Origin of the sequence: Lysobacter capsici (assembly GCF_014779555.2) — a bacterium.
In the GTDB taxonomy this organism is placed as follows: Bacteria; Pseudomonadota; Gammaproteobacteria; order Xanthomonadales; family Xanthomonadaceae; genus Lysobacter; species Lysobacter capsici.
Map to the genome: position 1 here is coordinate 4,821,809 of NZ_CP094357.1, position 22,831 is coordinate 4,844,639.

Sequence of the window (22,831 nt, forward strand, 5' to 3'; positions counted from 1 at the left end):
TAAGAGTAATCCGGTTAGCCGAGCGACAGGACCACTTTACTCAATCCGGCAGCCGATACTTGATCTTGAAAAACCCCACTTCCGTCGGCGCCTGATCGTACGGGCGCGTGAATCTCGCGCCTTTTACCGCTTGCAACGCCGCATCGTGGAACTGGGTGGAGGTGCTGCACAATACCCGCGCCTCGCGGACCGCGCCGGACGCATCCACGGCCAGAAGCAAGACGACATCGGCGGACTGCTCCTGCCCTTCGGGATACACGAGGTCTAGTGTGCCGGCTTGCGGCCGGAAAGAGGGGGCCAGACGCAAGCGCAGTGAATTCTCGTCGTACCGGCGCAGAAACTCCTGGAAATCGGCCTCGTCGATGCGAGTCGTTTGCTTGTTCGCGCAAAAGAAACTCGCCCGATACCGCCCCTCCCGGAAAACCGCTGTCTCCTGCGGCACCCATGGGGGCGCCTCGATGGACTCAGGCTCGGGTTCCGGCGGGGGCGGGATCTGGCCTGCAGCCCACACCGGGCCGCAGAGGCCAAGGATTGCCGAAAACCACAGCCGCCCGATCGCGGTCATCGGGCAGCCGCCGCCACTGGCCGCGCGTTGTTCAAACGCGCGGACCGTCGCTCAGCCATGCGCCGGGAACTGCGCGCACTGCCTGGTCGCGCTCTCGCGCACACCGGCGATGACGTTCTCGTCCTTCGGGTTGTCGAGCACGTCGCAGATCCACTCGGCCAGGGCCATGCAATCGGTTCATTTGTGCCGCCGGAACCCGTATTTCGGCCCGTCCGGGTAAAACCGCATGCTCACATTGCCATAATCCGCGACCGGCCGGCCATCGCGCAGCGCGGGCTTGAACGCGACTTTCCTGGCGAATGCGAGCGCGGGCGCGTCGAACACGGTGTCGTTGCTGCAGATCACGATGGCGTCGCGGGTACGCCCTTTGGCGTCGATGATGACCTTCACCACGACCTCGCCGACCTTTTCGCCGGCCGCGGCGGGATACGCCGCGTCGGGACGATTGTCGGGCTCCGGCGCGCGGCTTCCGGGTTGCGCATACCAGTCCGGCGCCCCGTAGCGATCGTCGTCGGACAACCACACAACCCGATTCCTGGCGTGGAAATCCGAAATTTCGCGCCAACTGGCCCGGTACTTGCCTCCCTGCATGCCCATCTGGCAGGCCGGGATGTAGTAGGTCTCGGTCATGCCAATGTCTTGGCTGAAGTCCGGCCGGTTCGACGGCGTCGGCGGCGAAGGCGGCGCGACCACGATCGCTTCCTTCGCCTCCGCCGGCGTCAGCGTCTTGTACACGATGACGGGCGCGGCGGAATCTCCGCCCGGCGGAGCTTCGGCGGCGTGCACGCTTACGCATGCAAGCCAACCGAGCGCCGCCGATCGGAGCAGCGGTTTAGCCATACACCGGGAACTGCGCGCACTGCTTGGTCACGTTCTCGCGCACGCCGGCGATGACGTTCTCGTCCTTCGGGTTGTCGAGCACGTCGCAGATCCACTCGGCCAGGGCCACGCAGTCGGGTTCCTTGTAGCCGCGGGTGGTGACGGCCGGGGTGCCGATGCGCAGGCCCGAGGTCACGAAGGGCTTTTGCGGGTCGTTGGGCACCGCGTTCTTGTTGACGGTGATGTGGGCGCGGCCGAGCGCGGCTTCCGCGTCCTTGCCGGTGATGCCCTTGCCGATCATGTCGACCAGCATCAGATGGTTTTCGGTGCCGCCCGAAACGATCTTGTAGCCGCGCGCGATGATGGTCTTGGCCATGGCCTGGGCGTTCTTGACGACCTGGGCCTGGTATTCCTTGAATTCGGGCTCCAGCGCTTCCTTGAACGCGACCGCCTTGGCCGCGATCACGTGCATCAGCGGACCGCCCTGGATGCCCGGGAACACGATGCTCTGCAGCTTCTTCTGCATCTCGTCGAAATCGACCGCGCCGCTGCCGGCGTCGACCGAACCTTCCCAGCGCTTGGCCACGATGATGCCGCCGCGCGGGCCGCGCAGGGTCTTGTGGGTGGTCGAGGTGACCACGTGCGCATGCGGGACCGGGCTCGGGTACACGCCGGCGGCGATCAGGCCGGCGACATGGGCCATGTCGACGAACAGATACGCGCCGACCTTGTCGGCGATAGCGCGGAAACGCGCCCAGTCGACCACCTGCGAGTAAGCGCTGAAGCCGGCCACGACCATCTTCGGCTTGTGCTCCAGGGCCAGGCGTTCGACTTCGTCGTAATCGATCAGGCCCTGTTCGTTGACGCCGTACTGGATCGCGTTGAACAGCTTGCCGCTGGCGTTGACCTTGGCGCCGTGGGTGAGGTGGCCGCCGTGGGCCAGGCTCATGCCGAGGATGGTGTCGCCCGGATTGAGCAGGGCGAAATACACCGCCTGGTTGGCCTGCGAGCCCGAATGCGGCTGCACGTTGCCGTAGTCGGCGCCGAACAATTCCTTGACCCGGTCGATCGCCAGCTGCTCGGCGATGTCGACGAATTCGCAGCCGCCGTAATAGCGCTTGCCCGGATAGCCTTCGGCGTACTTGTTGGTCAGCACGCTGCCCTGGGCCTCGAGCACGCGCGGGCTGGCATAGTTTTCCGAGGCGATCAGTTCGACATGGTCTTCCTGCCGGCGGGCCTCGGCGGCGATGGCCTGGGCGAGTTCGTCATCGAATCCGGCAATACGGGTGTGGCTGGGGAACATTCGCGGAGCCTCGGAGAAAGAGCGGACAGGGGGGAGGAACCTCGGGGACAGGCCGGGCGGTGGCGAGAAGCGGCCGCCGCGCCCCGTTAATGCGGGGGTGGCTTGACGCAAGACTTGAAATGTTAGCCTAGGGGCGTATGGCGGCCAACCGCCAAGGCAGGGCTGCCACCGGCGCCCGACCCGGCGGACAATGACCGTCGCTCAACCCTCAGGGCCCGCCCCCACCGGCCGGTCCGGCCGCCAGGCTCACGGCGGCCCCGACTATGACAGCTTCAGTTCCGGATATTGCGACCATGAAATGGGTCTTCGTCTTCCTGTTCCTCGCCAGCGCGGTCTATGTGCACTACCGCGGCCGGGTACGCCACCGCCTGGGCCGCCAGTTGCTGGACCATTCGACTTTCATGGCGCCGATCAACGTGCTGATGTACGCCTGCTCGCGGGTGCCGACCAGCCCGTACCTGAGCCCGGACCAGTATTTCCCCGAACTCGAGCCGCTGCGCGCGCGCTGGCGCGAGATCCGCGCCGAGGCCCTGCACCTGCGCGAGCTGCAGCAGATCAAGGCCGCCGAAGGCTATAACGACGTCGGCTTCAACTCGTTCTTCCGCCGCGGCTGGAAGCGCTTCTACCTGAAGTGGTACGACGACGCCCACCCCTCGGCCGCCGAGCTGTGCCCGGTCACCACCCAGCTGTTGCGCGAAGTGCCCAGCGTCAAGGCGGCGATGTTCACCGAGCTGCCGCCCGGCGGCGAGCTGCGCCCGCACCGCGACCCCTACGCCGGCTCGCTGCGCCTGCATCTGGGCCTGGACACGCCCAACGACGACGCCTGCTTCATCGACGTCGACGGCCAGCGCTACAGCTGGCGCGACGGCGAATGGACGATGTTCGACGAAACCTATATCCACTGGGCCCAGAACGGCTCGGAGCAGAACCGCATCATCCTGTTCTGCGACATCGAGCGGCCGATGCGCTGGGGCTGGGCGCGCGGGCTGAACCGCTTCATCGCCAAGCGCCTGATCGCGGCCGGCGCCTCGCCGAACAACGAAGGCGACAAGACCGGCGGGATCAACAAGGCGTTCAAGTACTTCTACAGCCTGCGCCTGAAGGCCAAGGGGCTGAAGGAGCGCAGCAAGGGGACGTATTACTTCTTCAAGTACGCGGCGGTGGTGGCGGTGGTGGCGTTTATTGTTTGGGTTTGAGGGGCTGGGAATCGGGAATCGGGAATCGGGAATCGGGAATCGGATAGAGCCTAGAGCTCCATCACTGCCGGTTGCGCAAGCTGTCCGAAGCGCCCCACTCCCCGTCTTAACGTACTTCCCTACCGTCATTCCCGCGAAGGCGGGCTCCGCTTCACTTCGGCGGAGCCGAACATCCAGGGCCTTTCGTGCGAGAACGCCTGAAGTCACTGGATTCCCGCTTTCGCGGGAATGACGTCCTGGAAGATGACGCTGAAGTCTCTGCCTGCGCGGCATTGACAGCCTGTAAGCCTCGCCCAGTTGCAACGGAAACTCGCCACCGTAGAGGGCGACTACGCCTCCCGCGCGACCCGAAACACTTCACGCCGGCCATTTGAATCCCCGCCCCGCCGCCACAATCTGTATGACCCCGCCATCCCCCGCGCTGGAACCCAGCCAGCGCCTGCGGGATAATTCCCGTTTCCCGTCCGCCCCCTCCGGCCCTACCCGGCCCGGCTCGGCACGCCCCTGCTTCGGAGTTCGCATGCAATACATCTACACCATGAACGGCGTCAGCAAGACCGTGCCGCCGAAGCGTCAGATCATCAAGGACATCTCGCTGTCGTTCTTCCCGGGCGCCAAGATCGGCCTGCTCGGCCTGAACGGCGCCGGCAAGTCGACCGTGCTCAAGATCATGGCCGGCGTCGACCAGGACTTCACCGGCGAAGCGCGCCCGGCCACCGGCATCAAGGTCGGCTACCTCGCGCAGGAACCGCAGCTCAACCCCGAACACACCGTGCGCGAAGCGGTCGAGGTCGGCGTCGGCGACGTGCTCAGCGCGCAGGCCGCGCTCGACAAGATCTACGACGCCTACGCCGAGGAAGGCGCCGACTTCGACAAGCTCGCCGCCGAACAGCAACGGCTGGAAGCGATCCTCGCCTCGGGCGATGCGCACACCCTGGAACACCAGCTGGAAGTCGCCGCCGACGCGCTGCGCCTGCCGCCGTGGGACGCGATCATCGGCAAGCTGTCGGGCGGCGAAAAGCGTCGCGTCGCGCTGTGCCAGCTGCTGCTGCAAAAGCCCGACATGCTGCTGCTCGACGAACCGACCAACCACCTCGACGCCGAATCGGTCGAATGGCTGGAGCAGTTCCTGACCCGCTACACCGGCACCGTGGTGGCCGTCACCCACGATCGCTACTTCCTCGAAAACGCCGCCGAGTGGATTCTCGAACTCGACCGCGGCAAGGGCATCCCGTGGAAGGGCAACTACACCGCCTGGCTGGAACAGAAGTCCGAGCGCCTCAAGCAGGAAGAGTCCGGCGAAAAGGCCCGCCAGAAGGCGCTGGCCAAGGAACTCGAGTGGGTGCGCAGCAACGCCAAGGGCGGTCGCACCAAGGGCAAGGCGCGCATGGCGCGCTTCGAGGAGCTCAACTCGGTCGAATACCAGCGTCGCAACGAGACCAACGAGATCTTCATCCCGCCGGGCGAGCGCCTGGGCAACTCGGTGATCGAGTTCAAGAACGTGTCCAAGTCGTTCGGCGATCGTCTGCTGATCGACGACCTGAGCTTCATCATCCCGGCCGGCGCGATCGTCGGCATCATCGGGCCGAACGGCGCGGGTAAGTCGACCCTGTTCAAGATGGTCACCGGCCAGGAAACCCCGGACAAGGGCGAGATCGTCAAGGGCCCGAGCACCAAGATCGCTTATGTGGACCAGAGCCGCGACAAGCTCGACGGCAACCACAACGTGTTCCAGGAAATCTCCGGCGGCGCCGACATCCTCAACATCAACGGCGTGGAAATCCAGTCGCGCGCGTACCTGGGCCGCTTCAACTTCAAGGGCCAGGATCAGCAGAAGATGGTCGGCACGCTGTCGGGCGGCGAACGCGGCCGTCTGCACCTGGCCAAGACCCTGCTGCAGGGCGGCAACGTGCTGCTGCTCGACGAACCGTCCAACGACCTCGACGTGGAAACCCTGCGCGCGCTCGAAGACGCGTTGCTCGAGTTCCCGGGCTGCGCGGTGGTCATCTCGCATGACCGCTGGTTCCTCGACCGCATCGCTACCCACATCCTCGCCTTCGAAGGCGACTCGCACGTGGAGTTCTTCCAGGGCAACTACCGCGAGTACGAGGACGACAAGAAGCGTCGTCTCGGCGAAGAAGGCGCGCGTCCGCACCGCCTGCGTTTCAAGGCGCTCAAGTAAGACCCCATCGGGCCGCGTCGATCGACGCGGCCCGATTCGTTGTGCGGACCCTGCGGCGCGATGTCCACGCGCGGCGCCGACCGCGACCGCGACATTCGCAATCCATTCGTACCCGCTCGAGTAGTACCCGTCATGCCGATCCTTCTGCCGATCCTCGCCTTCATCGCGCTGCTGGCGTTCGCGCCGGAAGCGGCCATGAAACTCGGCGCCTGGTTCGCCGTCACCACCGTGACCGTGCGGATCAGCGCGGACAAGCTGGTCGGTTGCGCGGTGAGCTACGGCGAAGCCGCCTGGGCGGTGATCTACGCGGCGATCGCGCCGGTGCTGGTGATCTTCGGCCTGCTCAGCTTCGGCGCGTCCACCGGCATCACCCAGTTCCAGGGCGCCGGCACGATCGTGATCCTGGCGATTCTGCTGGGCTCGTTCATCGCCGCGTTCATGCTGGCGCTGCACACCAGCTTCAAGGACAGCGCGATCATCGCCGCGGTCACCACCGTGACCAGCGTGGCCCTGGCGCTGCTGATCCGCGGCCTGACGTGAGAGCGTCGGCACGCCCAGAGCACGCGCATTGCGCGATCATGCACGCACACCCGAGCCGGACCCGAGGATGACCCCATGACCGTACTGCACGCCTTCGAACTCGAGGGATTGCGCCGCGCCGGCTCGCTGGTGTCGACCATCCTCGCCACGATGCGCGAAGCCGCCGTCGCCGGCGCGGTCTCGCGCGATCTCGACGCGATCGGCGCGACGATGCTGCGCGAGGCCGGCGCGCGTTCGGCGCCGCAGCTGACCTACGACTTCCCCGGCGCAACCTGCATCAGCATCAACTCGGTCGCCGCCCACGGCATTCCCGACGCCAGCGTGTTGCGCGACGGCGACCTGGTGAACATCGACGTCTCGGCCGAACTCGACGGCTACTTCGCCGACACCGGCGGCAGCTTCGTGGTCGGCACCGCCAGCGCGGCCCAGCAGAAACTGCTCGACGCGACCTTGGAAGCGCGCGACAGCGCGATCGCGCAACTGCGCGCCGGCAACCTGCTCAACAGCATCGGCCGCACCGTCGAAACGGTGGCGGCGCGACGCGGCCTGCGGGTGATCCGCAACCTCGGCAGCCACGGCGTCGGCCGCGCCCTGCACGAAGCCCCGGGCAACATCCCCGGCTACTACGACCCGCGCGACACCCGCCGCCTGCACGAGGGCATGGTGATCACGATCGAACCGTTCCTGGCGACCCACTGCACCCACACCGACGAAGGCGACGACGGCTGGGCGATGCGCTGCCGGCGCGGTTTCGCGGCTCAGTTCGAGCACACGGTGGTGGTGACGTCGGGGGAGCCTATCGTCGTCACGTGATGGGGAGGGAATCGGGAATGGTGAATCGGGAATCGGTAGAAGCAAAGGCCGAGGCTTCCGATCTTCGACTCCGGTTCCAACTCAACTTCGACTCGTGATTCCCGATTCCCGATTCCCGATTCCCGAACAAAGGATCCACCTCATGACCTTCATGCAGACACTGCGCGACCGCTGGCAACAGGCCGGCACCCTGGTCTGCGTCGGCCTGGATCCCGAGCCGGCCAAGTTCCCCGTGCGTTTCACCGCCGACGCCGATGCGGTGTTCGCGTTCAATCGCGACATCGTCGACGCCACCGCGCAGTACGCCTGCGCGTTCAAGCCGCAGATCGCCCACTTCGCCGCGCTGGGCGCCGAGGATGCGTTGGCACGCCTGATCGCCTACGTCCACGCGAATCACCCGGGCATCCCGGTGATCCTCGACAGCAAGCGCGGCGACATCGGCAGCACCGCGCAGCATTACGCCAGCGAAGCTTTCGATCGCTACGCGGCCGACGCGGTCACCGCCAATCCCTACCTCGGCCGCGATTCGGTGCAGCCCTTCCTCGATCGCGCCGATCGCGGCGTGGTGGTGCTGTGCCGCACCTCCAATCCCGGCGCCGGCGATCTGCAGGACCTGCTGGTCGACGGGCGTCCGCTGTATCAGCACGTCGCCGAGAAAGTCGCGCGCGAGTGGAACGGCCACGGCAATTGTTCGCTGGTGGTCGGCGCGACCTGGCCGGCGCAGCTGCGCGAAGTGCGCGCGATCGTCGGCGAGGTGCCGTTCCTGGTGCCCGGGGTCGGCGCGCAGGGCGGCGATGTCGAGGCGGTGGTGAGCAACGCCAAGACCGCCGACGGCACCGGCCTGATGGTCAGCAGCTCGCGCGCGATCCTGTACGCGTCCAGCGGCGAGGATTACGCCGACGCCGCGGCGGCCGCGGCGAAGTCGCTGCGCGATCAGATCAACCGTTACCGCTGACGGCTACGCCGATGTACGCCGGGCTCGATGCTTTGTCCTTGGCGCAGGTCGAATCGGCGGTGCAGCGCCTGTACGACCTGGGCCGGATCGAACTGCTCCATCGCGGCATGATGCCGGAGGCCGAAGTGTTCGCGTGCCGCTATCAGGGCCGCCGCTTCAATCTGAAATACGACCTGGCCTACGGCGCGGAATTGCAGGCCGTCGCCGCGTTTTCGCACGACGAACTCGATGCGCTTGCCGCTTCGCTGGTCGCCGCGGCGGATTGAAAGAGCGGCCGATCGCGCGGCCGGTGCGCGATGCACCGACCGCGTTCGCGATCTTCAGTCCGCGAACACCCGCAGCTCGCCGTCGCGATGCACGAACAAGGCATCCGACAGGTTGTAGGCCGAGGACTGCGCGATCTGCGCGGCGATGTCCTTGAGCGAATCCACGCTCTGGCGATCCTCGCTGCCGCAGACCATCACCTCGTCGCGCGCGGCGATCGCGAACACCGGATCGCCCTGCACCTGGACGCGTTCGCTCCAGTGCTCGAACAACAGCACCATGCTCGCGTCGTAATTGCGGTCCAGCCGCGCCACGAAGCGGCCGTCGGCGCCCTGCACCTTCAACTCCGGCAGGAACCGGCTCAGGTTGCTCAGCGCCTGGGCGCGCAGGGCCTCGCCGTCGAGGCCGCCGCGTTCGGCGTCGGCCGGCGAAAGGAAACTCATCGAATCGGGGGTGTCCTCGACATAGGTCAGGACCAGGTCGCCGGCCAGCGGCTCGACGATGAAGGGGATGCGGTCGCCGGCGCCGGTCGAGCGCGCCTGCTGCAAGGCGATCTCGTGCCAGCCGCGGGTCTTGAGCACCGGCAGGATGGTCGCCACGTCCAGCGCCGCGGGCCGGTCCAGGCCGCGCTGCACGTCGCGCGCCGAGGCGATCTGGTCGGCGAACACCGCCTCCAGCGACTCGGGCGCGTCGAGGTAGCGCTGATAGCTGTTGCCGAGGAAATGGGTGGCCTTGAAGCCGTCCGGCAGCGACCAGTCGATGCGCGCGTCGGACACCAGCGCGCCGTGGGCGATGCTCAGCTGCGCCTCCGGCCAGGCCGCGCGCAACGCGGCCGCGTAGCGGTCGGCGAAGCTGTGCAGATCCATCGGGTGCGCGGGCCCGCCCTGGTCGCGCTTGCCGCCGAACAATTTGCTGAAGATGGACATGACCGATTCCCTGTGGTCGTTGGTCGGCCGACTATACGACCCGTGCCCCGGGCGGCCGTACTCACAATCGTCACATTCCCGGTGAGCGGCTAGGCTGCGCTCATGGACCGACGCACAGATCGCACCCGCCGGCGTTTGCTCGCCGCTGCCCTCGCCGCCGGCGCCGCGCTCGGCACCCGCGCGCTGCCCGCGCTCGCCGCCGCCGGCACCGCCGCGAGCGGGCCGGCCGGGCGCTCGCGCCTGATCCTGCTCGGCACCGCCGGCGGACCGACCCCGAAGGCGCTGCGCGCCGCGCCGGCGAACGCGGTGGTGGTCGGCGACGCGGTCTACGTGGTCGACTGCGGCAACGGCGTGGCCCGGCAGATGGCGCTGGCCGGGCTGTCGCTCGGCGCGATCGGCGACGTGTTCATCACCCACCACCATTCCGATCACAACGCCGACTACGGCAACCTGCTGTGGCTGGCCTGGGCCGCGGATCTGCGCCGCCCGGTCGACGCCTGGGGGCCGCCGCCGCTCAAGCGCATGACCCGGCGCTTCCTGCAGCTCAACGACACCGACATCCGCACCCGCATCGCCGACGAAGGCCGGCCGCCGCTGGCGCCGCTGATCCGGCCGCATGAGCTGCGTCACGGCGGCGTGGTGATGCGCGACGATCGGGTCAAGGTCACCGCCGCGCTGGTCGAGCACCCGCCGATGACGCCGGCGTTCGCCTACCGCTTCGACTGCCCGGATCGCTCGATCGTGTTTTCCGGCGACACCCGGCCCAGCGCGGCCCTGGTTGAACTGGCGCGCGGCGCCGACGTGCTGGTGCATGAGGTGATGTATCTGCCGGCGCTGGAGCGATTGATCGCCAGCGAAGCGCAGGCCGCGCGGCTGCGCCAGCATCTGCTCGACAGCCACACCACCACCGAGCAGGTCGGCCGCTTGGCGACGCAGGCCGGGGTCAAGACCTTGGTGCTGACCCATTTCGTGCCCGGTGGCGACGCGACGCTGACCGATGAGGTCTGGCGCGAGGCGGTGGCGCCGTATTTCAAGGGTGAATTGGTGATCGGGCGGGATTTGATGGAGCTGTGAGGAAGGCGACGGGGCGACCTGCCTGTCTTTCTGCCGTCAGGAGGGAGAAGGTGTCCGGAGGGCGGATGAGGGCGAGCGCGATGAAGTCTGCGAGGCCGATGCAATGTCTCGCGCCCCATACCCTCACCCCAACCCCTCTCCCGCGCTGCGGGAGAGGGGCTCGTCGCGCGGTGGCGGTGAATCCCGCTCGGAGTCTGTTCCCTTCTCCCGCCAAGCGGGAGAAGGTGCCCGAAGGGCGGATGAGGGCGAGCGCGATGGAGTCTACGAGGCCGATGCAACGTCCCGCGCACCACGCCCTCACCCCAACCCCTCTCCCGCGCCGCGGGAGAGGGGCTCGTCGCGCGGTGGCGGTGAATCCCGCTCGGACTCTGTTCCCTTCTCCCGCCAAGCGGGAGAAGGTGCCCGAAGGGCGGATGAGGGCACGCGCGATGGAGTCTGCGCGACGCAATGCGACTCGCCCTCAACGAAACGCCGCGCGCAAGGCCGCGATCGGAAACCGCAACCAGATCGCCGCGAATACGCCCGCGCGCACCAGCGCGCCGCGGCGCGGGGCTTCGAATTTGCTGAAGTAGCGCCACAGGCCGCGGTGCTTGTTCCATTCGACGAAGAACGGCCGCGAGCGGCTGGACACGCCGCGCACGTGCATCACCCGCACGTGGTTGGCGACCGCGACGGTGGCGCCGCTATCGCGCACGCGCCGGCACAGGTCGAGATCTTCGGCGTGCAGGCGATAGCCTTCGTCGAATCCGCCGATACGCGCGAACAAGCGCCGCGGCATCAGCATCAACGCGCCCGAGGTCGCCTGCACCGACTGCAGTTCCTGGCTATCGTCCGGCGCCACCGCCATTTTCGGCGCGGCCCACGGACGCAGCAGGCCGGCCAGCATCGCGCCGAAGTCCGGATCGCGCCGGCGCACCGCGGCGTCGCGTTCGTCGTGTTCGTTGACCAGATCGGCGCTTAGCAACGCATCGCCGAGCGGCGCGGCCAGCGCGTGCAGGCGCACGAAGGTGTCGGGTTCGACCATGCAGTCGGGATTGACGAACACCAGCCAGTCGTCGTCGCGCGCCGGTTCCAGTTCGGCCACGCCCTGATTGCAGCCGACCGAGAACCCGGGGTTGTCGGGATTGGCGACGAAGCGCAGGCGCGGGTCGAGCGAGGCATGGCGTTGCACGATTTCCAGGGTGCCGTCGTCGGATTGGTTGTCGACGACGCGGATCGCGGCGACGCCGGCGCACTCGCGCAATCGGCTCAGGCATTCGTCGATGGTCGCGGCGCTGCGGTAGCTGACCACGATCGCCTGGAATTCCGCGCGGGCCGGGAGCGGGCGCGGATCAGAGGAAGAGGTCACGTTGCGGTTCCGGTGGGCCGACGCGTTCGAGGCGTTCGGCGAGGTGTTGGCGCAATTCGCGCAGGGGATCGTGCATCAGGAAATTCGCCAGCCGCGCATGCCAGTCGGGCCAGCGCGAGGCCAGCGCGTCCATGTCGCCGTCGCTCGGATGGCCTTCGCCCAGGCGGGCGACGTAGGCGGTATCGCACAGCACGTTGCGCCAGCCCAGGCCGGACAGGCGCAGCGACAGGTCGGTCAGCGCGGCGTACCACGAGCCGTAGCTGGCCGCGTCCAGGCCGCCGGCGCGGCGGCGCGCGCTGCCGCGCAGCAGCACCGCGTGGCCGATCGCCGCCGGCAGTTCCGGATGCGCGGCCGGCATCTGCGCCAGCGCGCGGGCCAGGCGTTCGGCGTCGCCGGCATCGGGCAAGGGCGCGATCTCGCCGATGCGCGGCCACGCGGCGGCTTCGCCGGCGTTGCACCAAGGCGTGGCCGAGGCGATCGCGCGATCGACCGCCAGGCTCGCGCTCAGGCGCGACAGCCAGCCCGGCGCGGGCACCGCGTCGGCGGCGAGCACGGCCACGTCGGCCTCGCCGCAGGCGGTCAGGATTTCGTCCAGGTGCGCGACCTCGCCGATGCCGCGCTGGCGGCGGCTGTAATCGGCCTTGAGCGCGGTGCGCTGCAGCCAGCGTTCGATGATGGCGTAGCCGCGCGGTCCGGATTGGGCGTCGTCGGCCAGCCACACGCGCGTGCCCGGCGGGGTGCACAGCTCCAGCGCGGCCAGGCAGGCGTCGAGGGCGTCGTCGTCGACGCCGACCGGCACCACCACGATCGGCAGTTCGCTCATGGCGCTGGCGCGTGCATGACGCGGGCGGTGGGCGGCGCGACTGCGGCCGCGCCGCGCGCGGACGGCGGCGCGGCGGGGTGGAGCGCGGACGGGTGCTGACGTTCGGGCATCTGCGCGTTCGTAAGGGACGCGCATAGTGTGCGCGATCGAGGGCGATGGCGGGTGATGGCGGGGTTGGGAGTTCGCGGGCAAAAAGCGAATCCCCCTGCCCCCCTTTTGCAAAGGGGGGAAAGGCAAAGGCAGGACGCGCGTTGATTTATCCGGACGCTCCAACGCAAACGGGGCCGGCGATGCCGGCCCCGTCCGATCCGCCGCCGGCGCGGAGGCATCCGCGCCGGGTGCTTACTTCTTCTTGGGATTGAGCGGCTCCATCGAGCGGAACCGACGGCTGTACTCGTCGGTCAGATCGCGCGATTCCTGCGGATTGCGCACCAGCGTCGGGGTCAACAGGATGATGGTTTCGCGGCGCGAGGTCTTGGAGTTCTGCTTGCCGAACAAGCCGCCCAGCACCGGAATGCGGCTCAGCCCCGGCAGGCCGCTGGAGCCGCGATCGGTCTGGTCGGCGATCAGGCCGGCCAGCAGCACGGTCTCGCCGCTCTGCACCGCCGCTTCGGTCTTGAGCTTCTTGGTGTTGATGGTGACGTTGGTGCTGCCCGAATTGAGCGGCGCGCCGACCGAGCTGACTTCCTGCACGATGTCCAGGAACACCATGCCGTCGCGGCTGACCCGCGGACGCACCTTGAGGATCACGCCGGTGTCGAGGTACTGCACCTGGCTGTAGGTGTTGTTGTTGCCGGTGCCGGTGTTGACCGAGACCGATTCGATCGGAATGCGCGCGCCGACATTGAGCGTGGCCTCGGCATTGTTGCGCACGAACACCGACGGGGTCTGCAGGATGTGCACGTCGGTGACCTTGTCCAACGCCGACAGCACCGCCGCGGCGTTGTTCTTGATCAACGACCAGGCCAGGCCGTCGCCGCTCTTGCCGCCGATGCTGCCGGCGATGGTGCTCCACTTCTGAGGCACCAGCGGGTTGGTGTCGCGATTGAGATCGCCGAAGCCGTTGTCGATGGTCGCGCGCTCGAGGAACCACTGCACGCCGTATTCCAGGCCGCTGTTGAGCTCGATTTCGGCGACCTGCGCTTCGATGTGCACCTGCATCGGCATCACGTCGAGCTTTTCGATCACGTTGCGGATCGAACGCCAGGACTGCGGATTGCCGCGCACCAGGATCGAATTGGTTTCCTCGACCGCGGCCACGCCGACCTTGCTGCCGTCGACCTCCAGGGTGACCGCGCCGTTGCCCGATTGCCGCGTCCCCAGCGACGCGCCGCCGCCCAGGCCGCTGCCGCCGCCGCTGCTGGAATCCGAGCTGCCGTCGCTGCTCTTGCCGATGTCGGCGCTGGAGGTGCCGCTGCCGTTGTCGCGCAGTTCGGTCGACTCCAGCCCCGGCATCAGCGAGGGCGCGCCTTCGCCGCCGGAGCTGCCGCCGCTGCCGCGTCCGCCGAACACTTCCGACAACCGGTCGGCCAGGTCCTTGGCCTTGATGTACTTGAGTTCCATCGTGTACAGCTGGACGTTGTCGCCGGCGCTGTCGATGCGGTCGAGCCAGTCCTTGATGTCGTCGAGGTAATCGGCCTGCGGGGTGATCACCATGACCGCGTTGGCGCCTTCCAGCGGCATGAAGCGGAACATGCCCGAGACCGGCGACTTGCTCTGCTCGCCGAACACTTTCTCCAGATCGGCCACGACCTTGGTCGCCTTGCCCGACTGCAGCGGGAACACGCCGACCGACATGCCCGACAGCCAGTCGACGTCGAACACCTCGACCGTGCGCAGGTAGTTCTCGAGCTCGGCGCGGGTGCCGCCGACGGTGATGATGTTGCGCGAGTTGTCGACGTTGACGATCGCGTTCGGGCGCGCGTACGGCTTGAGGATCTTTTCCATCTCGGTGGCCGAGATGAACTTCAACGGCACCGTGCGCACTTCGAAGCCGCGCGCGGAGGCGGCCGAATTGGTGCTCGGCGCGACGTTGCCGGCCAGCGCCTGATCGGCCGGCACGACGTTGTAGCGGCCGCCGGTGTAGACCAGGCGGGCGTTGTTCCAGCTCAGCACCATCTCCAGCAGGTTCAGCGCTTCGGCCGAACTGACTTCCTTCGGCGTGGCCAGGGTGACCGTGCCCTGCACGCCCGGCGCGATCACGTAGTTCTGCCCGAGCATGTCGCCGAGGATGGCCTTGACCACCGCGTGCACCGACTCGCCCTCGAAGTTGAAGCTGGCCGTGCCGGTGGTCGCCGGCAAGCCCGGCGGCGGCCGCGAGGCGGCGCCGCGGTTGATGGTCTGGCCGGTGCCGCGACGGATCTGCGCCTTGGGACCCCCCTCGTCGGCCTTGCTTTCCAGGGGCTCCTGCTCGACGCCGTTATGGGTCAGGCGCGCGCCCGCCTGCTCGGTCTGCGGGCCCTTGAGCGCGGCGGGATCGCCTTCGCGCTTCACGCGCGGCGACACCACGCTGGCGCACGAGGCCAACTGCGTGGCGATGATCGCCGCGACCAGGGCATGGGTGGCGTATTGCTGAGAACGTAGCTTCATGCGTTCACTCTACGGCGTGTTGGCCGGGGGTTGAGCGGCTTGCTGCTGCCGCAGTTGCGCGCGTCGCGCCTCGATCCGCTTGCGGATGGCTTCCATCTGCGCCTGCTCGGTGAGCGGCGCGGAGGTATTGCTGTCGGTCGGTGCTGCGCTCGGTGACGGTGAGGGTTGCGACGGCGGTGGCGGGGTCTGCGACATCTGCGGCGAGCGATTGGCCGGCGGCGGCGGCGCGATCGGCCCGGCCGGCGGCACGGTGCGTCCGATCGGCTGCGCGCCCGGGCTGCCCGGCGGCGGCGAAGCGACCGCGGTCGGCGGCTGCCCGCCCTGGCCGTTGAAGATGCGCAGGTCGAGTTCGCGCCGGCCCTCGGGGCCTTCGAACACCGCCCGGCGCGGCTCCAGCGAGGTCAGGCGCCAGGCCGGGTGCGACTCGGGCACTTCGCCGAGCTTGACCCGCACCGACTCGCTGCCGTCGGCCGGCTGCAAAAACGCCATCGACAACTGCGGGGTGATCAGCACGCTGGTCAGCAGGTAGTCGAACGTGGCCGCCTGGTTCTCGCCCTCGCCCTTGCCCTGCATGAAGAACGGCTTGGGCCGGCGGTCGTCCACGAACAACGGGCGCGAGGCGATCTCGCCGTACTGGCTCAGCGGGCCGAGCGTGTCGGTCGGACTCTTCTGCACCTGCGGCAAGGGTTTGACCAGGGCCGGGTCTTCGGCCAGCGGATCGACCTGGCGCCCCATGCCGGCCAGGGCCAACACCCAGGTCAGCAAGGCCCAGCCGGCCGCGGTGGCCAGCAACCAGGTGCGCGGGCTGGCGTCGTCAAGGCGCATCGGTGGCTCCGGCGGCGGGTTCGGGACGATCGGCATCAGCCGCGCCAGCGCTCGCGGGCGCCGCGGCGGCCGGCGCGGGCGCCGGGGTCGGACGCAGGTAGCCGTACAGATCGAAGCTCACGTCCAGGCCGCCGTCGTTGGCCGGGCCGGCGGTGCCGGGCACGAAATAGCCGCGCGTCGACAACAGATTGAGATTGCCGACGAACAGCCGCGGCGAACCGCTTTCCAGCGAATGCAGCACCGCCGCGGTTTCCGGCGCGCCGCAGCGCAGGCGCACCTGCACGACCACGCGCGCGTAGCGGTCGCGGCGCGGTTCGGCCAAGGGCGAACGGTTGACGATGCCGCAGCTGCGATTGCCGGGGCTGGCCTGCAGCACCACGGTCTCCAGGCGCTGGACCAGGCCGGCGGTGGCCAGTTCGGCGGTCGCCTCGGGCAGGAAGCCCGGGCGGGTTTCCTGCTGCTTGCGCACCAGTTCCAGGCGCTGCTTGATCTGCGGCGCCTGCTTGAGCTCCATGCGCTGGCGCAGTTCGCGTTCGCGCAGGCTTTCGAGCGAATCACCGGCTTCCATCATCGGCACCGTCCACCACGGGTGGATCAGCACCGCATAGGCGATGGCGAGCGCGCCCAGCAGCAGGCCCAGGGCCAGCCAGCGGTCGCGGTCGGCGGTCAATGCGCGCAGACGGTTCATGCCCGACGCGGCGGCCACGGTCGACTTAGGGGCCACGCGCGGCCTCCGGGGTCTGCGGTTTCGGCGGGCCGATCTCGGCGGTCAGGGTGAAGCGGTCGCGATTGGTCGCGGGGTCCGGCTGGACCGCGCCGGTCAACGCCGGCGAACGCCACAGCTTGGTGCCCTGCAACTTGCCGATCAGCGAGGACGCCTCGCGGCTCAGGCCGATCATCAGCAGGCTCTCGTCTTCGATCGCGAGTTTTTCCAGATACGTGGTGTCGGGCATGCGCCGGCTGAGTTCGTCGATGATTTCCACGGTGCTCGGGCGCGCGGCGCGGGTGCGGTCGAGGAAGGCCTGGCCTTCGATCAGATCCACCAGCTGCTGGCGCTGGGTCGAGGCCTGACGCGCGGCGGCGGCGTTCTTGGCGATGGTCTGCTGCAGGTCGTCGATCGCGGCGCGGCGGTTTTCCAGCACCTGCCACATCGCCGCGGCCAGCGCGAACAGCGCCACCGCGGCCAGGGCCAGGTTCCAGAAACGGAACGGGTCGCTGCGGGTGCGCCGCTGCGACGGCGGCAGCAGGTTGACGCCGAGCGGCACGCCGTCGGCGCCGGCCACTTCGATGCCCGACAGGGTCGAGGCCAGCGGGCCGATCTTGGCCAGCTGCGGATCCAGCGCCTGGCGCGGCACCGCGACCAGTTCGGCGTCGAGCTGGCCGTCGCCGTCGCGGCGCGCGAGCACGCGCGCGTCGTAGGCGACCGCGTCGGCGGTGAACGGGGTCTGCCGGTCGATTTCGAAACCCACCACATCGCGCAGCCGATCGGCCGCGGCCGCCGGCAAGGTCAAGCGCCGACGCAGGCTGGCGGCGGGCGGCAACAACAGCCACCGCGGCAGATCGCCGATGCGTGGCGGCAGCAACGGCGCCAGCGGGTCGGCCACGATCGTCCCGGCGCCGGCCTCGGCCGGCGCATTGAGATCGGCCAGGCTCGGCAGCACCGCCAGATCGCGCACTTCGCTGCCCTGCTGCAGGCGCAGATGCACGCTGTCGCCGTCGACCTGCAACAGCAGGCGACCGCGATCCACGCCCAGCGCCTGACGCGCGCGCAGCGGCAACCACGAGGCGAGGGTGCGTCCCCACCACGAGAAAAAGCCGCCCGCTCCCGGTGCAAGCCGCGCGCTCAGACTTCTCAACCGGTTGGCGCCCAACCGGCTTTCGGCAACTTGCGAGTTCATCGTGATGAAGCTCCCTCCTCCCAACGCAGCGGTGTGTAGGTCATTCCCGGTAAGGGACTCCCCCCCGCTCGCACGACCACCCGCAACACCGATTCGCGGCCATCCGCCAGCCGTGCACGGCTGTCGATACTATAGGTTCCGCTGCGTTCGCCGACGAGGCCGGCGAGTTCGCCACCGCCCCCCGCACCCGGCAACTGTGATCCGGGCTGCGTTCTGCGCCGCTGCTCGACAAGCTGGGCGCCATTCATCCCCATAGCATTGAGCACTTCGACCGATGCGAACGCAGGCTCGGGCCGGGTCCGGCCGCTGTAAACCGTGACGTGCGGCTCGATCCTGGCATACAGCGCCGGAGTGATGCCCAGCACCTGCTCCAGTTCGGCCACGCTTTCGAATTCGGCATCCTTGGCCCCATAAGGTCGTCCCGCCGACGCGTAGTCGGCATCTTCCGCGCCACCGGCCGGCTGCGTCAGGGTATCGGCATCGCGCCAGTCGATGATCGCCGCGGCCAGTCGCGCCGCCTCGGATTGCTCGAGCTTGCCCGCGCCCTGGATCAACGCGGTCAGCAGCGCCGCGTCGGCCTGGTTGAGATCGATCTTGCCGTTCTCGTCGACGATGGTGATCTCCAGCTTGGCATCGCCATATGTCCAGCGATGCGGGCGCCCGTCGGGCTGCCACTGCAATTTCTGATCGGTCATCGCCACCCGGGTCATCGCGTACTCCAGCCCGGCGCGCGCCGCGTTCTGCGCGACCAGGCCGCGCACCATCACCCGGCCCTGCAGGTTCTCGGTGCGCGCGCTCAGCGCGAACGCGCCGATCAGCGCGGTCAGCAGCGCGATCATCCACATCACGAGCAGCAACGCCGCGCCGCGCGCGCCGCGGCGAGCCGCGAGAGAGACTGCGACGACGGCGCGCGGACCCATCACAGCTCCGGCACGAAACCGCCGGCCGAGGCGGTGGCCAGCGGCAGCGAGACGATCAGCGGCGGCCAATCGCGGCCATCGCGATCGGTAAGCGTGACTTCGACGAACAACGGCAGCTGATCCGGGGTTTGCCAACGTTCCTGCCATTCGCCCAACTGGCCGCGCTGGGGATCGATCGCGCGATAACGAAAACGCGCCGACTTCAAGCCATCGACCAACAGCTCCGGCGGACGCTCGCGCGCTTCCTTGATCGTCTCGCCGGCCAGCACCATCGACAGCGACAGCACCATGCGGGTCTGGTCGCCGTCGGTCTCGATCGCGAAATCGTGCAGATAGGGGCCGCCCTGGCCGAGGTAATCGGGCAGGTCGGCGACGAAACGCAGGCGATCGGGTTCGCCGACGAAACGCTGCGGCACCGCGGTGCTCTGGTCGAACGCGAACGGAATCGGCCGGGTCGCGGCGATGCGCTTGCGCAGGAAGCCTTCGACCGCGCGTTCGCGCTCGCTGCGCTGGGCGAGCACTTCGCCGCGGGTGGCGGTCTTGGTCGCCGCCGACAAGGTCGCGAACGCCAGGGTCAGGCCGGCGACCAGCAACACCATCGCCAGCAACACCTCGATCAGGGTGAAGCCGCGCGCCTGCGCCGTCGGCCGCGATCGCGCGAACCGCCGCGCGCGCCTCACAACGACACCTCGTTCGACGCCGCGCTGCTGCGCAACGAGCGCAGGAACAGACGCCGGCCGGCTCCACCGTCGCCCCACTCCACCGCGAGCTGCACTTCGAACAGGCGCGGCGCATTGGGATCGATCGGCTGCGACGACGACGCCGGCAGCGGGTCGCGCCATTGGGCGACGCCGAGCGTCCAGCGATAACGGCCGTTTTCGAAATCGCCGCTGCGCTGGCCCGGCTTGAGCGGTTGCCCGACCCCGACCTGATCCATCAGCGACTGCGCGTACAACGCGGCGCGGCCGGCGTCGCTGGACCAGCGCACCTGCTTGGCCGCCCCCGACAAGGTGCCCAGCAATAAGGTCAGCGCCATCGCCAGCAAGGCGAACGCAACGATCACTTCGAGCAAGGTGTAGCCATGCTGGCGCAGCGATGTTGCGCGATGCACGCCGCGCGCCGCACGCGAGGATCGCGCCGACCGCACCGAATCGGGCGACGACGGCCGCCGCGCGTTCATCGCGGCGCCTCGCCGCGCTTGAGTTTGACTTCGCCGGTCAGCCAGGCCACGTCGACATTCCACGCCGCCTGCTTGGCGCTGAGCTTGACCCGGCCGCCGGTGGACGCGCCGTCGGCGAAGAACATGATCGCGCCTTCGCCGCGGCGCGGCTGGACTTCGCGCGCACCGGTGAAAACGATGCCGAGCGCCTTGGGAATATCGCCGCTGCGCCCGTTCGGCGCGGTCCAGGTATGCGCGGCCGGATCGATGGTGAACTTCTGCGAGCGCCCGGTCGCGATCGCCTGGCTGCGCGTGTAACGCAGCTGCGAGGCGATTTCCTTGGACGCCGAACGCAACTGCATGCCGGCCATGCCGCCGTTCATCATGCCCACCGTCAGCACGCCGATGCCGGCGATCAACGCGATCACCAGCAGCATTTCCAGCAGCGACATGCCGCCTTGGCGACGGGCCGCGCGCGCCGGCATCGGCAGGCGCGCGCGCGAACCCGCGCGTGCGCTGTGCGCCGCGGCCGGGTCCCCTCGCCCTCCTCGGGCGGAGGGACTGTGCCGCGGGCGGATGCTCATTGGATGCGCAGTCGGTGACTACTCAGTTGTTCTTGATGTCGCCGTCGACGCTGGTGCCGCCGGCCTTGCCGTCCTTGCCGTAGCTGACCAGGTCGTAGGGGCCGCTTTCGCCCGGCGCTCGGTATTCGATCGGATGGCCCCACGGATCCTTGAGCTCGGCGTCCTTCGCGTACGGACCCAGCCAGCCGTTGGCGTCGGCCGGCGCCTTGACCAGTTCCTCGAGCGAGGACGGCAGGCGGCCGGTGTCCATCTGGAACGAATCGATCTTGCCGGCCAGGGTCTGCACCTGGCCCTTGGCGAGGTTGTAGTCGCCGCGGTCCTTGCCGCCGAGCACGCGGTTGCCGACGAACGCCAGCACCGCGCCGATCAGCACGATCACGATGATGATCTCGATCAGGCTCATGCCGCGCTGGCCGGCCGGAGACGGGGAACGGGTGAGGCGGCGGCTGTTCGAACGGGATTTGCGCATGTCGGTCATCCGTTAGGAGGGGATTCGGGCTAATGCTGGACTGGTAACGTCTCGCGGACGCGGACGGGGTTGAGCCTTGCTCAGGAATTCTGTTCCGCGACGATTTGCAAAGTTCACCGGCCGCCGCCGCGCGGTCGCGTCGGTACAGCCTGCGTTCAACGCCGGCACATGAACAGGCGGCGAAGCGTGACCGGTAGCGACCTTTGCATGACGGGAACGCAGACTTTCGGACACGGTCGCGGCAAGCCGGTGCTCAACTTCGGAAGGCGCACGCGGGCGCTGGCGGTTCTTCGCGACGAAGGCGTCAGGGCGCGAGTCGGTCATGGTCAACCGATCGAGTTGGTGAGGTCGTACAGCGGCAGCAGCACCGCCATCACCACCGTGCCGACGATGCCGGCCAGCACCACGGTCACGATCGGCACCAGCGCCGCGAGCATCCGGTCCAGGGCCATGCCGGTGTCTTGCTCGAAGGTCTCGGCGGTCTTCATCAGCATCGCGTCGAGCGCGCCGGATTCCTCGCCGACCTGGATCATCTGCAGCGCCAGCCGCGGGAACCGCTTGCCCTTGGACAAGGCGGTCGACAGCGACACGCCGTTCTTGACCTCTTCGGCGGCGGCGTCGACGTCGGCGGCCAGCACCCGGTTGTTGAGCACGTTGCGGCCGATGCCGATCGCGGTCATCAGCGGCACGCCGTTGCGCACCAGGGTGCCCAGGGTGCGGGTCAGGCGCGCGGTCTCGATCTTGCCGATCAGCGCGCCGACGAACTTGCGCTTGAGCAGCCAGCCGTCGAGCGCCTCGCGGAACGCCGGGTCGCGGCGCTTGCGATCGAACCACAGCACCGCCAGCGCCGGCACCGCGATCAGCACGATCCACCAATTGCGCACGAACAGGCCCAGCCACAGGATCACCTGGGTGAACATCGGCAGCTCGGCGTCGAGGCTTTCGTACATCTGGCCGAACTGCGGCACCACGTAACCGAGCAGGAACATCAGGCTGGCGCCGACCATGCACAGCAGGATCGCCGGATAGATCAGCGCATTGATCACCCGGCCCTGCATGACCCGGCTGCGCTCGAGATAATCGTCGAGCCGGGACAGGGTTTCGTGCAGATTGCCGCCGGCCTCGCCGGCCCGGACCATGTTGATGTACAGGCGCGAAAAGGTGCCGTGCTGGCGCTCGAGCGCCACCGACAGCGACGTGCCGCCGCGCACCGCGTCGCGGATGTCGGCGACCGTGCTCTTGGCCGCCTCGTCCTCGGGCAGGTCGAGCAGGATGGTCAGCGCGCGATCCAGCGGCTGGCCCGCGCCGAGCAGGGTCGACAACTGCTGGGTGAACTGCACCAGCCGCGCGCCGGTGAACGCCTTGGGCTTGAACAGCCCCTTCCACGACGACGACGCCCCGGCCTCGGAGGCGAGCTTGGCCTCCACCGGCAGATGCCCCTGTTCCTGCAGGCGCTGCACGACCTCGACGTTGCTGGCGGCCTCCATCTGGCCATCCAGCATTTCGCCGCGCGCGTTCAGGGCTTTGTAGTGGAACAGAGGCATAGACGGGAATCGGGAATGGAGAGTCGGGAATCGGT

General features: G+C 68.5%; 23 protein-coding genes. 7 read left to right on the forward strand and 16 right to left on the reverse strand.

The features are described 5' to 3' along the window. Positions 1-40 precede the first annotated feature (40 nt). From IEQ11_RS19790 to glyA, 3 genes are all read right to left on the reverse strand, one after another. Positions 41-565 carry an energy transducer TonB gene (locus IEQ11_RS19790; RefSeq protein WP_191822074.1) on the reverse strand — a complete coding sequence of 175 codons (525 nt, stop codon included), beginning with the start codon at positions 563-565 and terminating at the stop codon, positions 41-43. Positions 566-742: 177 nt separating this feature from the next. Next, a complete protein-coding gene (locus tag IEQ11_RS19795; protein WP_191822075.1) occupies positions 743-1,405 on the reverse strand; it encodes an energy transducer TonB family protein in 663 nt (220 codons plus the stop codon). Continuing rightward, positions 1,398-2,687 carry a serine hydroxymethyltransferase gene (gene glyA / locus IEQ11_RS19800; protein ID WP_191822076.1) on the reverse strand — a complete coding sequence of 430 codons (1,290 nt, stop codon included), beginning with the start codon at positions 2,685-2,687 and terminating at the stop codon, positions 1,398-1,400. The genes IEQ11_RS19795 and glyA overlap by 8 nt, the downstream gene beginning before the upstream one ends. Positions 2,688-2,980: 293 nt before the next feature. Between glyA and lpxO the strand changes: the two genes are divergently transcribed. The 6 genes from lpxO to IEQ11_RS19830 all read left to right on the forward strand — a co-directional run bounded on the left by lpxO (position 2,981) and on the right by IEQ11_RS19830 (position 8,639). After that, entirely contained in the window at positions 2,981-3,883 is a 903-nt protein-coding gene (gene lpxO, locus IEQ11_RS19805; protein ID WP_036104706.1) for a lipid A hydroxylase LpxO, read from the forward strand. Between the two features lie 520 nt (positions 3,884-4,403). Continuing rightward, positions 4,404-6,065, forward strand: a complete 1,662-nt coding sequence (gene ettA / locus IEQ11_RS19810) for an energy-dependent translational throttle protein EttA (protein ID WP_036104709.1) — start codon at positions 4,404-4,406, stop codon at positions 6,063-6,065. A 132-nt stretch (positions 6,066-6,197) separates the two neighbouring features. After that, complete coding sequence (locus IEQ11_RS19815) at positions 6,198-6,605, forward strand: hypothetical protein (protein ID WP_036104712.1); 408 nt, start codon at positions 6,198-6,200, stop codon at positions 6,603-6,605. 75 nt (positions 6,606-6,680) lie between these two features. Next, entirely contained in the window at positions 6,681-7,418 is a 738-nt protein-coding gene (map, locus tag IEQ11_RS19820; protein ID WP_036104713.1) for a type I methionyl aminopeptidase, read from the forward strand. Positions 7,419-7,560: 142 nt separating this feature from the next. Beyond that, the gene (gene pyrF / locus IEQ11_RS19825) at positions 7,561-8,373 is read left to right on the forward strand and encodes an orotidine-5'-phosphate decarboxylase (protein WP_191822077.1); all 813 of its coding nucleotides are present in this window, start codon (positions 7,561-7,563) and stop codon (positions 8,371-8,373) included. An 11-nt stretch (positions 8,374-8,384) separates the two neighbouring features. Beyond that, positions 8,385-8,639: a hypothetical protein gene (locus IEQ11_RS19830; protein WP_191822078.1), complete on the forward strand. Its 255-nt coding sequence runs from the start codon at positions 8,385-8,387 to the stop codon at positions 8,637-8,639. 54 nt (positions 8,640-8,693) lie between these two features. On the opposite strand, the gene IEQ11_RS19835 is transcribed toward IEQ11_RS19830, so the two are convergent. Beyond that, positions 8,694-9,563, reverse strand: coding sequence for a DUF1444 domain-containing protein (locus IEQ11_RS19835; protein ID WP_191822079.1), 870 nt, complete (start codon positions 9,561-9,563; stop codon positions 8,694-8,696). A 102-nt stretch (positions 9,564-9,665) separates the two neighbouring features. Here IEQ11_RS19835 and IEQ11_RS19840 point away from each other — a divergent pair, with 102 nt between their 5' ends. After that, on the forward strand, positions 9,666-10,637 hold the full coding sequence (locus tag IEQ11_RS19840) for an MBL fold metallo-hydrolase (RefSeq protein WP_191822080.1): 972 nt from the start codon (positions 9,666-9,668) through the stop codon (positions 10,635-10,637). Between the two features lie 460 nt (positions 10,638-11,097). Here the strand turns inward: IEQ11_RS19840 and IEQ11_RS19845 are convergent, their stop codons facing one another. The 12 genes from IEQ11_RS19845 to xpsF all read right to left on the reverse strand — a co-directional run bounded on the left by IEQ11_RS19845 (position 11,098) and on the right by xpsF (position 22,796). Further along, the gene (locus tag IEQ11_RS19845; RefSeq protein ID WP_191822081.1) at positions 11,098-11,985 is read right to left on the reverse strand and encodes a glycosyltransferase family 2 protein; all 888 of its coding nucleotides are present in this window, start codon (positions 11,983-11,985) and stop codon (positions 11,098-11,100) included. Then, positions 11,969-12,808, reverse strand: a complete 840-nt coding sequence (locus IEQ11_RS19850; RefSeq protein WP_191822082.1) for a glycosyltransferase — start codon at positions 12,806-12,808, stop codon at positions 11,969-11,971. The genes IEQ11_RS19845 and IEQ11_RS19850 overlap by 17 nt, the downstream gene beginning before the upstream one ends. A 342-nt stretch (positions 12,809-13,150) precedes the next feature. Beyond that, positions 13,151-15,397: a type II secretion system secretin GspD gene (gspD, locus tag IEQ11_RS19855; RefSeq protein WP_191822083.1), complete on the reverse strand. Its 2,247-nt coding sequence runs from the start codon at positions 15,395-15,397 to the stop codon at positions 13,151-13,153. Between the two features lie 9 nt (positions 15,398-15,406). Next, positions 15,407-16,222 (reverse strand): hypothetical protein, encoded by an 816-nt coding sequence (locus IEQ11_RS19860; protein WP_036104718.1) that lies wholly within the window; start codon positions 16,220-16,222, stop codon positions 15,407-15,409. Next, a complete protein-coding gene (gene gspM / locus IEQ11_RS19865) occupies positions 16,212-16,910 on the reverse strand; it encodes a type II secretion system protein GspM (RefSeq protein WP_036105013.1) in 699 nt (232 codons plus the stop codon). The genes IEQ11_RS19860 and gspM overlap by 11 nt, the downstream gene beginning before the upstream one ends. A gap of 25 nt (positions 16,911-16,935) precedes the next feature. Further along, the gene (locus IEQ11_RS19870) at positions 16,936-18,120 is read right to left on the reverse strand and encodes a PilN domain-containing protein (protein WP_082124474.1); all 1,185 of its coding nucleotides are present in this window, start codon (positions 18,118-18,120) and stop codon (positions 16,936-16,938) included. Continuing rightward, positions 18,117-19,040, reverse strand: coding sequence for a type II secretion system minor pseudopilin (locus IEQ11_RS19875; protein WP_051547089.1), 924 nt, complete (start codon positions 19,038-19,040; stop codon positions 18,117-18,119). Before IEQ11_RS19875 ends, IEQ11_RS19870 begins: the two co-directional genes overlap by 4 nt. Beyond that, positions 19,040-19,720 (reverse strand): prepilin-type N-terminal cleavage/methylation domain-containing protein, encoded by a 681-nt coding sequence (locus IEQ11_RS19880; RefSeq protein WP_247024617.1) that lies wholly within the window; start codon positions 19,718-19,720, stop codon positions 19,040-19,042. Before IEQ11_RS19880 ends, IEQ11_RS19875 begins: the two co-directional genes overlap by 1 nt. Continuing rightward, the gene (xpsI, locus tag IEQ11_RS19885) at positions 19,717-20,151 is read right to left on the reverse strand and encodes a type II secretion system protein XpsI (RefSeq protein WP_247024619.1); all 435 of its coding nucleotides are present in this window, start codon (positions 20,149-20,151) and stop codon (positions 19,717-19,719) included. Before xpsI ends, IEQ11_RS19880 begins: the two co-directional genes overlap by 4 nt. Before the next feature lie 65 nt (positions 20,152-20,216). Next, positions 20,217-20,684 (reverse strand): type II secretion system protein XpsH, encoded by a 468-nt coding sequence (gene xpsH / locus IEQ11_RS19890; RefSeq protein WP_228464677.1) that lies wholly within the window; start codon positions 20,682-20,684, stop codon positions 20,217-20,219. A 121-nt stretch (positions 20,685-20,805) separates the two neighbouring features. Continuing rightward, a complete protein-coding gene (gene gspG, locus IEQ11_RS19895) occupies positions 20,806-21,252 on the reverse strand; it encodes a type II secretion system major pseudopilin GspG (protein ID WP_046659318.1) in 447 nt (148 codons plus the stop codon). 326 nt (positions 21,253-21,578) lie between these two features. After that, entirely contained in the window at positions 21,579-22,796 is a 1,218-nt protein-coding gene (xpsF, locus tag IEQ11_RS19900) for a type II secretion system protein XpsF (protein WP_036104727.1), read from the reverse strand. Between the last annotated feature and the right edge of the window lie 35 nt (positions 22,797-22,831).